Genomic DNA, 11,599 nt, shown 5'->3' on the forward strand with positions numbered 1-11,599 from the left:
AAAGATGAGGGTCATGAGTTCGAGTCTCGTTTCCCTCGCTAAAATTTAAAAGCCCTAATCAAACGATTAGGGCTTTTTTCTATTTAAAGCATTAAACTTAATATTAAGAATGCTCAGTAATTTTGGTTTTCAAATTTAATTCTGTTTTCTTATGATAAGCCTCATCAGTTTTAGTACTCCAATCACGTGGCATAAATGAAGTCGATATAATCGCAACGATAGCCATAAATCCAATATAAATCATAATTAAGTAAGGATTACCATGCCCGATACTTAAAAGCTTCGTCGCAATTAACGGTGCTAAACCACCACCGAGCACTCCAGCTAGCTGTACCGAAATTGAGATTCCGCTATAACGGATTTCTGCCGGAAATTGACGTGCAAAAAGCTGAGCTTGTGGGGCATACATAATTGGAAAGACCACACCAATCGCTAAAACAATTGCCGTCCAGACCAATACCGGATCTTTTGTGTTGAGCATGGTAAAAAATGGATAGCAATAAAGTGCCAATACGCATAACCCAAACATAAACATATTGCGTTGACCCACTTTATCTGACAAATGTCCGCAGAATGGTGTCATAAATAGAATGACTATTGCACCGCAAATGGTGGCAAACAAAATGTCTTGGCGTGGAATCCCAAGTTGGGCAGTGGTGTAAGCCAATGTAAAAGTTGAGGCAATATAGAACCATGCATTCTCGGCAGCGCGCGCCAAAATAATCGTGATGAGTTGCTTCGGATGATTTTTAAAAACTTGTAAGGCAGGAACTTTGACTTCTTCAGACTGCTGTTTTACTTTCTCAAAATCTGGGGACTCAGGCACTTTCACTCGAATGTACCAACCTACTGCCAGTAAAATAATGCTGGCAAGAAATGGTAAACGCCAACCCCAGCTAAACAATGCTTCTTCAGGTAATAACGACACCAGTCCTAGTGCGATTGAGGCCAGCATTAAGCCACCACCCGTACTGGCTTGAGGCAAACTTCCCCAAAAACCCTTACCGCCTTCAGGTGCATGTTCAACGGCCATCAGCACTGCACCGCCCCATTCACCGCCCATTGCCATACCTTGAATGAATCGCAAGACGACCAAACCTATGGCCGCCCAGTAACCAATTGACTCGTAAGTTGGTAATAAGCCAATGAGAACCGTCGGAATCCCCATTAACATGAGCGTTAGTAACAACATCGACTTACGGCCAATTTTGTCACCAAAATGACCAAACACTAAACCACCTAATGGTCGCCCAATAAAGCCAACGGCATAAGTTGCAAATGCAGCAAGTACACCTGTAAGTGCATCCAGATTGGGGAAAAATAATTTATTAAAGATGAGAGCTGCTGCTGCGCCATAAATAAAGAAGTCATACCATTCAATGGTAGTGCCGACCATACTAGAGATGCCTGCTAGTCGATGTGACGACTTTTTAGAATGTGAACCGTTTCCTTGTATTGTTTGCATCGCAATTTCCTTTTTAGATTTTCTTGTTTTGTCTTTTTTATGCTTATGACCAGCCCTGACCATAAGCATTTTCAGGTCTCGCTTTATCTCCTTAAGCTTTTTATATTGTTGTAATGCGGGCTTAGCTTAGCTTTTCTAAAATTTGCTCTAGCTCCGGATTACGTTCTTGCCACTGCGGTTGTTTGTCTTTATCGACAATGAGCGCACGAACGCCCTCAATAAAGTCACCATGCTCAAACCAGATATCCTGTAAATCACGCTCAAGCTGCATACACTGCTGCAAAGAGAGCCCACGGCCTAAATGTTGCAGCTTCAAACTCGTTTGTTTGGCAATAAATGAACGTTGCTGCAAAATGCTGAGCATCTTGCTAGTCCAAGTTTTTAAGCTTTCATCTTTTTCATTTTCAAGACTTTGTTCAATTTCATCTAAATGCTGAAAACCGAAATGTTTACGAATGCCTTCGGCTAGTTGCTTTAATTCACTTTCGGCAGGACGAGTAATAAATCGGGTAATGATTTGCTCAATTCCTTCTTTACTTAAACTTGGTGTATCAACAAGTGCTTCTTGCAATGCTTGTAACTGCTCGCTTGGCACATGGTAGTCAATTAAATCGAGATAAAGCGCATCGCTACTGCTGATCTGCTCACCCGTAATTGCCATATAAACGCCGATATCATCAAGTCGAGACAGGAAGTGTGTTGCCCCAACGTCTGGGAAAAAACCAATCGCTGTTTCAGGCATGGCAAATCTGGATTTTTCACTGCTCACCACAATGTGACAAGCCTGAGCTAAACCAAAACCACCACCTAATACATAGCCATCAAGCACAACGATGACCGGCTTTTCATATTCACGCAGCGTGGTCAGCATTTTATATTCGGCACTAAAATAGCCTTTGTAATCAGCCGTGCCATTTTTATAACTGTCGTAAAGATAGCGAATATCACCACCTGCACAGAAGGCTTTTGGGCTATTTGATTTGATTAAAACTGCCTGAATAGCAGCATCATTTCTCCATAGTTCCAATTGGGCACCAATGCCTTCAATCATATCTAATGACAATGCATTGAGATGAGTCACACGGTCTAAGGTAATAACGCCCAACTTACCTTGTTGCTCAATCATTAAGTGATTTTCTATATTCATTTTATTGATCTCTTATTGATTTTTAAAATTTGGCTGGCGTTTTTCAACGAAAGCCTGCATTCCTTCTTTTTGGTCAGATGTCGCAAAAATTGAATGGAACATACGTCGCTCAAAGCGTAAACCTTCGGTTAGATTCACTTCATAAGCTCGGTTAATGGTTTCTTTGAGCATCATGTTTGCAGTTAAAGATCGTGCTGCAATTTTTTCTGCTGCTTGTAGGGTTTGTTCAAGTAACTCTTCTTTGCTAAAAACGCGTGCAACCAAACCACTTTGCTCTGCTTCAACTGCACCCATTTGACGAGCGGTAAAGCACATTTCCATTGCTTTGGCTTTACCAATCGCATGAGTTAAGCGTTGTGTACCACCAATACCCGGAATTACACCTAAAGTAACTTCGGGTAAGCCAAACTTGGCGTTATCGGCACAATAGATAAAGTCACACATGAGTGCTAACTCACAACCACCACCCAACGCATAGCCACTGACTGCTGCAATTAGAGGTTTACGGCGCTGGGCAATACGGTCTGCAAGATGAAAAAAATCATCAAAATAAATATCTGGAAATGTAAGATCTGCCATTTCTTTAATATCGGCCCCAGCGGCAAAAGCTTTTTCAGAGCCTGCCAACACCATACAACCAATTTCACGATCTTTTTCGAGCTGATCTAATGCCTGATTAATTTCACTAATTAATTCGCTGTTTAAAGCATTGAGCGCTTGAGGGCGATTTAATGTAATCAGTCCAACTCCATTACGCTTTTCTAATAAAATACTTTGCCACTGCATCATTTATTCCTTGTTCTGGTTTTATAGACTACGTGCAATCACTAAACGCTGAATATCACTCGTGCCTTCATAAATTTGACAAATGCGGGCATCACGATAGATACGTTCAATCGGGAAGTCTTTGAGATAGCCATAGCCGCCAAACACTTGTAAGGCGCTCGAACACACACGTTCAGTCATTTCTGAAGCAAATAACTTGGCCATTGAGGCTTCATTTAGACACGGTTGACCTGCTTCTTTTAAACGTGCAGCGTAGTGAACCAGTTGTCGGGCTGCTTCAATTTCGGTTGCCATACTAGCAAGGCGAAATGCAATTGCTTGGTGCTCAAAAATTGGTTTGCCAAAAGTGATACGCTCTTTGGCATAGTGCGTCGCTTCTTCCAGCGCAGCACGTGCCAAACCTACCGCTTGCGCTGCAATACCAATACGACCACCTTCTAAATTGGCAAGTGCAATTTTTAAACCTTCACCTTCTTTGCCCAGTATTAAGCTTTTATGAATGCGCACATCTGTCAGTGCAATCTGGCAGGTATCTGAAGCATGTAGGCCTAGTTTTTCTTCAACACGAATCACTTCATAACCCGGTGTATCGCGTGGGACTAAAAATGCACTAATCCCCTTTTTACCTGCACTCGGATCGGTTACTGCAAACACAATAATCACGCCCGCATTATTGCCAGAGGTAATAAACTGCTTCGCTCCATTTAAAATGTAATCATCGCCATCTTTAACCGCACGGGTTTTAAGAGCTGCTGCATCAGAGCCAGTATGTGGTTCAGTTAAGGCAAAAGCGCCGATCATCTCACCTTGTGCCAAAGGTTTTAAAAACCGCTCTTTTTGCTCGTCAGTACCAAATTTTAAAATAGGTACACAGCCAACTGAGTTATGTACGCTCATAATAGTCGAGGTTGCGCCATCTGCTGCGGCAACTTCTTCAAGTGCCAATACATAGGCTAAATTGCCCGTGTCTGAACCGCCCCATTGCTCTGAAACAAGCATCCCCATAAAACCAAGTTGCCCCATTTGAGCCAAGGTTTCTTTCGGGAAGGTTCCTTCTCGGTCCCAATCACTGGCATTGGGTTTGATTTGTTCTTGGGCGAAACTTTTCGCCATGTCACGAATGAGTAATTGTTCTTCGGTAAATTGCATTGTTATTTCCTTTACCCTGCTTTAGCTTGTTGTTTAGCAATTTCCTGATTACGCAGTAAAAAGCGCTGAATTTTACCACTTGGAGTTTTAGGTAATTCACTCAAAAATTCAACTAAACGTGGGTAGGCATGTGCAGAAAGTCGTTTTTTTACAAATTGGCTGAGTTCTTCCGCAAGTGTATCTGAGGGTTGAACGCCCGAAGCTAAAATCACAAAAGCCTTAACGACTTCGGTACGGTCTGGGTCAGGCACTCCAATCACCGCTGCTTCAACCACAGCATCATGTTCGAGTAAGGCACTTTCTACATCGAAAGGCCCAATACGGTAACCTGATGTGGTGATTACATCATCACTGCGCCCAACAAAGCTCATGCTGCCATCGGCATGTAATTCGGCAGTGTCTCCCGTTAGGTAGTAATGACCCACAAAAGGTGATTTTCGGCTTTCTTTATAGCCACCAAACCACATCATCGGAGACTGGCTAATATCGACCGCTAAAATTCCCGGTGTATCTTCTGGAAGCTCTTCACCTTGTTCATTAACAATGGCAACGCGATAGCCCGGACTTGGGAAACCTGCCGCACCTGCACGTATTTCATGTTTTAAACCATGATGATTACACACCACCATGCCCACTTCGGTTTGTCCGTAATGGTCATAAATCGGAGCATCAAGGACTTGTTTAAACCAACGAATTACTTCTGGGTTAAGCGGCTCACCTGCACTGCTAACAACACGGAATAGTCCTTTTAACGGCGCCATTTGTGCTGGATCAGCCGCCATCATCATACGGTAAGCAGTCGGCGCCCCTGCCAAATTGGTAATTTTATAGTCTGTCACAATTTGGCATAGACTATCTGTGCTAAAACCACCTTCATAAAATAAAGTGGCATGACCCAAGAATAACGGCCCAGTAATCGCATAGTACAGACCATAAGCCCAACCCGGATCTGCAATATTCCAAAAAGAGTCTTCTTCGGTTAAACCAATGGCATCTTGCATATATCGACCAAAGGCAATCAGTGCTTTTAATGGCACTTCCAATGGTTTCGCTGGCCCTGTAGTCCCTGAAGTAAACATCAGTAAAAAAGGATCTTGAATGTTACGCATGACCAATTCGCATTGATCGGACTGCTGCTTCACTTCATTCCAGAAATTAAAATCATCTGCTTTGAGCGGAGTACCTTGTACATCGGCAACCGTCACAATTGGAGGACATTTCTCAATTTCATCGAGCTTGCTGCGGTTACCTACATCGGTCACCACCAACTTGCTTTGTGCAAGCTGAATACGATGCTCAATTGCCTTTGGGCCAAACGCAGTAAATAATGGTTGGTAAACAGCACCAATTCGCCAAGCCGCAAAAATAGTCACAAGCAATTCTGGTGTTCTTGGTAATAAACCTGAAATACGGTCACCTGCTTTCACACCTTGTGATTTTAAGAAGTTAGCAAACTGACTCGACCACTCTTTTAATTCACGGAAGGTATATTGCTCTTTTCGGCCGTCTTTTCCTTGCCAATACAGCGCAATTTTGTCGCCATCTGCGTGTCTATCACAGCATTCATAACAGGCATTTAATGCATCGAGTGAGCCTGATAGCATTTGTTTTGCGGTACTTTCCAAATCGAAAGCTTGCACAGCATTTTGATAATCCATAATTCTTTTCCCTCAGTCCGGATTTGTTGTTATTCACGACAGGGTTTAATTGAGTTAAAGCCATCCTTTGGCTTTGCCGTTATGCCTCTTGAGGCAGGTATTGCTGAATAATGCTCGAAAAATCGAGATTGGCATTCCCGCGCATGCACATTTGCTGATAGAGCTGTTGCACCATGCCACCTAATACAACTGGCTGTTTGACTTGACCCGCGGCCTCTACAGCAAGTCCTAAATCTTTCAGCATCAGCTGAGTCGCAAAGCCATCTTGGTAACCTCGAGATGCTGGCGCATTTTCATTAATATGCGGCCATGGGTTACACACATCCGAGCTCCAGCAACGACCGCTTGAGCTATTAATGACACCTGCCAATGCTTGCGGGTCAATGCCCAGCTTCACACCAAGTGCCATACCTTCGGCAACGGCAGCCATTGAAATACCCAAGATGAGGTTATTGCAGATTTTGGCAATTTGCCCTGCACCGACCTCACCACAATGAACAATATTTTTGCCCATGTGGCTGAGCACAGGTTTCACTTCATTAAAAGTTTGCTCATCGGCACCCACCATAAAGGTTAGAGTCCCCGCTTGAGCACCAATGGTCCCACCTGAAACTGGTGCATCACAGATTTTAATATTTTTGCTCTGCGCAACAGCGGCAATATCTTTAATGGTTTGCGGGTCAATGGTACTGCTATCAATGCATAAGCTACCCGCTTTTAGCACCTCTAATACACCATTTTCACCCAAGTAAACTTCTTTAACATGCTTTGCCGCGGGCAACATGCTAATGACCACATCTGCTTGTTTCGCGGCCGCCTGTGGGCTGTCACATACCACGCCACCCGCCTCGGCAAAGTGCTGAATTGCCACTTCACTGAGGTCATAACCATAAACTTTGATTCCGGCTTTAAGTAGGTTATGGGCCATTCTGCCGCCCATATTTCCTAGACCGATAAAGGCGATATTCATCCGTGATCCCCTTAACGTAAACTAATGGTTGTGTTTACTGCACCAACCTCATGGCTGTCTTCAAACCAACGACTGGTAATAGTTTTGGTTTGGGTATAGAACTGTACAGCCTGTTTGCCGTATGGTCCCAAATCACCAAGTTTTGAACCTCTTGAACCAGTAAAACTAAAGAAAGGCACTGGCACAGGAATTGGAATATTGATGCCGACTTGACCAATATCAATTAAGTTCTGGAAAGTACGCGCAATCGCACCGCTTTGCGTAAATAAGCCGACACCGTTACCAAATGGGTTAGCATTGATTAAAGCAATCGCTTCCTCAAGTGTATCTACGCAAATAATTGAAAGTACAGGTCCAAAGACTTCTTCTTTATAAATACGCATGTCGGTATTTACGCCACTAAAAATCGTCGCGCCTACAAAGTTGCCTGATTCATAGCCTTGAACTTGAACATCGCGACCATCGAGTAGTAGTTCTGCGCCTTGCTCAACACCGCTATTAATCAAATCAAGCACACGCGCTTTGGCACGTTTTGAAATGACAGGGCCAATATCGGTATTAGGCTCATGACCTGCATTCACTTTTAAGGTTTTCGCTTTTTCGACTAACTCTTGAATCCACTGTTTGCTTTCACCCACCATGATTGCAACCGACAATGCCATACAGCGCTGCCCTGCTGCACCAAACGCTGCGCCCACCAAGGCATTTAAGGTTTGTTCTTTATTGGCATCTGGCATGACAGCCACATGGTTTTTTGCACCCATCATCGACTGCACACGTTTGCCATGTTGCCCTGCAAGGTTATAAACATGCGTTCCGACAGCAGTTGAACCCACAAATGAAATCGCTTTAATGTCTTTATGCGTACATAAACGGTCAACCACTTCTTTACCGCCATGCACAACGTTAAGTACACCTGCCGGAATGCCTGCTTGAATCGCAAGCTCAACCAGCATCATGGTTGATAACGGATCTTGTTCTGATGGTTTTAAAACAAAGGTATTGCCACACACGATTGCCATTGGGAACATCCACAGCGGAATCATGGCAGGGAAATTAAACGGCGTAATGCCAGCACAAACACCCAAAGGTTGCTGCAAAGTATAAGTGTCTACACCACGTGCCACACCCTCGACATATTCACCCATTTGTAGAGTACCGATTGAACAAGCATGTTCAACCACCTCTAAACCACGTTGAATATCGCCTTCTGCATCTGCCAAGGTTTTGCCTTGTTCAGCCGTCAGTACCTGCGCAATTTCCTTCATATTGGTACGAATTAAGTCTTGTAACTTAAGCATAATTCGCATGCGTGCCTGAATTGGGGTTTGGCGCCAAGAAGCGAAAGCATCTTGTGCAGCTTGAATGGCAGCATCGACTTCTTGAACCGTTGCAAATGGCACACGACCAATTACTTCCTGAGTCGCAGGGTTAATAATGTCTTGCCATTTCTGTGTTTCAGATTCGATAAATTGTCCGTTAATGAGTAATTTAGCGGTTTCCAATTCGATTTTTTGGATTGTGTTCATAACCTCTCCGTAGGCCATATTTTTATTGTGTTCAATTATTAGAAAATACTTTTTGATCGTATTTTCTTTATTTCAGTTTCAATTGAGACTAACAAAGAAATCTTTGACCACCAACGGAAATTCATGCACGATTGATGTGCAAATATGCACAGGGATTACAATAAAAATGAAAGTGGATTGGGATCATCTACATTTTTTTCTGGTTTTAGCTCGCACTAAAACCCTAACCAATGCCGCGCGTATTATTGGGGTAGAACATAGTACGGTTGCAAGACGGATTCAGGCGCTAGAACTCGCTTTAGGTACGACGTTATTTAAGCGCGAAGCCACTGGTTATGAGTTGACTTTGGAAGGGATGGCACTGGTTCCTCGTGTTGAACAAATGGAACAAGCTTTCTTACAAATTGAAAAACCGCATCAACCTTTACAAGGTCGTGTGCGAATTGGCACACCTGAAGGCTTTGGTACCGCATTTTTAGCCCGCTTACTAGCAGAGTTCTCTATCCAATATCCTCTGCTTACCATCGACCTGATTCCAGTGCCAAAAATGATTAAGCTCTCACACCGTGAAGCCGACATTGTGGTGTCAATTGACCGCCCAACTTCTGGGCCCTACATCATTACGCGCTTGTCTGACTATTGTTTAAAAATTTATGGTAGCAAAAACTATCTGGCTCAAAACCCGCCTATTTGCGGTTTAGAAGATTTAACCCAGCATCGCTTCGTGAATTATATTGATGATCTGGTCTATAGCCCCGAGCTGTACTGTTTAGAGCGCTTGCCCTTAAAGCTTAATGCCAACTTCCGTAGTAGTAGTATTTTGGCCCAACAAATTGCGGTGAGTGCTGGCGCAGGCCTTGCGATTTTGCCCAAGTTTTTAGCAGATGATAAACCAGAACTTGACGTCGTTTTAGAACAGCAAGTTCGCTTTACCCATACCTTCTGGATGCTGACTTTTGTTGATTTACAACATGAACCACGCATTAAACTGGTTTGGGATTATTTGCGTAAACAAGCCGATCAATATCAACATTTACTGGTTGACTAAAAATCTGAATAAAAAAGCCAATCATAGTAGATCGGCTTTTTTGAAATTATTAATAATTAATCAAAAGTTTCTTGGACTAGTTTTTTCATGCGCGGTTTATAAAACACATAATAGCTAACACCTAAAACAACTAGCCATAATGGACTAACATATAATGCTTTTAAGGTATCTGGCTCTAGTGCCAAAATCACTAAAGTGAACAAGAAAAATGCAATGACAACATACGCCATCAACACCCCGCCCGGCATTTTAAAGGTCGATTTAGCATGTAGCTCTGGACTCAACTTACGGTAACGTAAATAGCACGCCATGATCAGAAGCCATACGCTAATAAAGAGAATCACACAGAGTGAACTTGCCAAAGTAAATGCTTCCATCGTGTTAGGCACGAAGTACTGAAGTACCGCCCCACCCATAATGAAAATACATGAGAAGATTAAACCATTTGAAGGTACGGCACGTTTTGATAAACGCCCCAATGCACTTGGCGCCTGACCATCTTTCGATAAACCGAACAGCATACGACTGGTTGAAAACACACCGCTGTTCATAGAAGACATGACCGAAGACAACACCACCAAGTTCATAATGATGGCAGAAACCGGAATACCCGCATTTAAGAACAACTCAACAAACGGGCTTTTATCTGCGCGAATGTGATCCCATGGTGTCACTGACATCACGACAAAAAGTGCTAATACATAGAATAAAATAATACGAATTGGAATCGCATTAATTGCTTTTGGCAGATTTTTCTCTGGATCTTTGGTTTCAGCGGCTGTTGTACCAATCAGCTCAACACCAATAAAGGCAAATACGGCAATCTGGAAACCCGCCAAAAACCCACTTACCCCTTTCGGGAATAAGCCACCATGCGACCACACATTACTTACACTCACGACCTGACCATGAGGAGCTTGGAAGTGAGTTAAAATCATATAACCACCCACACCAATCAGGCCAATAATAGCCAAGATCTTAATGAGTGCGAACCAGAATTCAACTTCACCAAACAACTTCACAGTAAGAAGGTTAAGCCCTAAAACGAAGAGTACACAGCCTGCACTAATCATGGCCTGTTGCATGGGTGAGAAACTTGTGCCCTCTGGCAGCCAGAAACTTAAATAGTTAATGACGGCAGAAAGATCGGCAATACCCACTAACACCCAGCCTAACCAATAGGTCCAGCCTATATAGTAGCCAGCCCCTGGGCCGATTAAGTCGTATGCCATATCGACAAATGATTTGTAATGTAAGTTAGCAAGCAGTAGTTCACCCAATGCACGCATCAGAAAAAAGAACATGCCACCAATTAACATGTAAATCACGAGAATTGAAGGACCTGCGAGGGAGATTGTTTTGCCCGACCCCATAAATAAGCCGGTTCCAATTGCGCCGCCAATTGCAATCATTTGTAGATGGCGATTATTTAATTTCCGTTGTAAATGATCAGGGGAGCTTGCCTCATCTGAATGATGAACCATTGTCATATTAGAAGTCCTTTTTATATTTTGCTTAACTTAAATCAGCAACCTATAGGGAGAAAAACGAACCGTATATCGTGGGTTGCTGAGTCTATACATCAGGACAGGATGTTCAAGTATATTTTTCCTTAATTGATATATCGTTTGTCCTGTTTTTTTTTAAGTCACATTATTTATGTACTGCCTTCACGGCAATTTTAATTAATTGCTCTGGATTCTCCAGATTAGCCGGAGTGTAGCATGCGATAATGCTATATGTACTTTCCCAATACCCTCAAAATCGCACCATTGGCTCAAAAATAAACAATATTATTCCGATAAAAAATCAGATAAAAATGAAAAAAGCCAATCATGATAGATTGG

The 11,599-nt window shown here is 42.9% G+C and carries 9 protein-coding genes; 1 reads left to right on the forward strand and 8 read right to left on the reverse strand.

Translation table 11 applies throughout. The features are described 5' to 3' along the window. Positions 1–103: 103 nt before the first annotated feature. The 7 genes from AC2117_RS18150 to AC2117_RS18180 all read right to left on the reverse strand — a co-directional run bounded on the left by AC2117_RS18150 (position 104) and on the right by AC2117_RS18180 (position 8,704). Positions 104–1,465, reverse strand: a complete 1,362-nt coding sequence (locus tag AC2117_RS18150) for an MFS transporter (protein WP_133975925.1) — start codon at positions 1,463–1,465, stop codon at positions 104–106. Positions 1,466–1,586: 121 nt separating this feature from the next. After that, the gene (locus AC2117_RS18155; RefSeq protein ID WP_133975927.1) at positions 1,587–2,612 is read right to left on the reverse strand and encodes an enoyl-CoA hydratase/isomerase family protein; all 1,026 of its coding nucleotides are present in this window, start codon (positions 2,610–2,612) and stop codon (positions 1,587–1,589) included. Positions 2,613–2,624: 12 nt separating this feature from the next. Then, the gene (locus AC2117_RS18160; RefSeq protein WP_133976433.1) at positions 2,625–3,398 is read right to left on the reverse strand and encodes an enoyl-CoA hydratase; all 774 of its coding nucleotides are present in this window, start codon (positions 3,396–3,398) and stop codon (positions 2,625–2,627) included. Between the two features lie 21 nt (positions 3,399–3,419). Then, a complete protein-coding gene (locus tag AC2117_RS18165; protein WP_133975929.1) occupies positions 3,420–4,547 on the reverse strand; it encodes an acyl-CoA dehydrogenase family protein in 1,128 nt (375 codons plus the stop codon). An 11-nt stretch (positions 4,548–4,558) separates the two neighbouring features. Then, the gene (locus AC2117_RS18170) at positions 4,559–6,205 is read right to left on the reverse strand and encodes an AMP-binding protein (RefSeq protein WP_413773095.1); all 1,647 of its coding nucleotides are present in this window, start codon (positions 6,203–6,205) and stop codon (positions 4,559–4,561) included. Positions 6,206–6,284: 79 nt separating this feature from the next. Further along, the gene (mmsB, locus tag AC2117_RS18175) at positions 6,285–7,175 is read right to left on the reverse strand and encodes a 3-hydroxyisobutyrate dehydrogenase (protein ID WP_133975933.1); all 891 of its coding nucleotides are present in this window, start codon (positions 7,173–7,175) and stop codon (positions 6,285–6,287) included. 11 nt (positions 7,176–7,186) lie between these two features. Continuing rightward, the gene (locus AC2117_RS18180) at positions 7,187–8,704 is read right to left on the reverse strand and encodes a CoA-acylating methylmalonate-semialdehyde dehydrogenase (RefSeq protein ID WP_133975935.1); all 1,518 of its coding nucleotides are present in this window, start codon (positions 8,702–8,704) and stop codon (positions 7,187–7,189) included. A 166-nt stretch (positions 8,705–8,870) separates the two neighbouring features. Here AC2117_RS18180 and AC2117_RS18185 point away from each other — a divergent pair, with 166 nt between their 5' ends. Continuing rightward, on the forward strand, positions 8,871–9,752 hold the full coding sequence (locus AC2117_RS18185; RefSeq protein WP_133975937.1) for a LysR family transcriptional regulator: 882 nt from the start codon (positions 8,871–8,873) through the stop codon (positions 9,750–9,752). A 56-nt stretch (positions 9,753–9,808) separates the two neighbouring features. Here AC2117_RS18185 and AC2117_RS18190 read toward each other — a convergent pair whose 3' ends face one another. Further along, positions 9,809–11,242: an amino acid permease gene (locus AC2117_RS18190; protein WP_171459078.1), complete on the reverse strand. Its 1,434-nt coding sequence runs from the start codon at positions 11,240–11,242 to the stop codon at positions 9,809–9,811. Positions 11,243–11,599 lie beyond the last annotated feature (357 nt).

Origin of the sequence: Acinetobacter calcoaceticus (assembly GCF_900520355.1) — a bacterium.
In the GTDB taxonomy this organism is placed as follows: domain Bacteria; phylum Pseudomonadota; class Gammaproteobacteria; order Pseudomonadales; family Moraxellaceae; genus Acinetobacter; species Acinetobacter calcoaceticus_C.

Coding starts and splice junctions, on each gene's coding strand:
- AC2117_RS18160 (WP_133976433.1), bottom strand. CDS start 3,398: ATGCAGTGGCAAAGTATTTTATTAGAAAAGCGTAATGGAGTTGGACTG.
- AC2117_RS18185 (WP_133975937.1), top strand. CDS start 8,871: ATGAAAGTGGATTGGGATCATCTACATTTTTTTCTGGTTTTAGCTCGC.
- AC2117_RS18150 (WP_133975925.1), bottom strand. CDS start 1,465: ATGCAAACAATACAAGGAAACGGTTCACATTCTAAAAAGTCGTCACAT.
- AC2117_RS18155 (WP_133975927.1), bottom strand. CDS start 2,612: ATGAATATAGAAAATCACTTAATGATTGAGCAACAAGGTAAGTTGGGC.
- AC2117_RS18180 (WP_133975935.1), bottom strand. CDS start 8,704: ATGAACACAATCCAAAAAATCGAATTGGAAACCGCTAAATTACTCATT.
- AC2117_RS18165 (WP_133975929.1), bottom strand. CDS start 4,547: ATGCAATTTACCGAAGAACAATTACTCATTCGTGACATGGCGAAAAGT.
- AC2117_RS18190 (WP_171459078.1), bottom strand. CDS start 11,242: ATGACAATGGTTCATCATTCAGATGAGGCAAGCTCCCCTGATCATTTA.
- AC2117_RS18170 (WP_413773095.1), bottom strand. CDS start 6,205: ATGGATTATCAAAATGCTGTGCAAGCTTTCGATTTGGAAAGTACCGCA.
- mmsB (WP_133975933.1), bottom strand. CDS start 7,175: ATGAATATCGCCTTTATCGGTCTAGGAAATATGGGCGGCAGAATGGCC.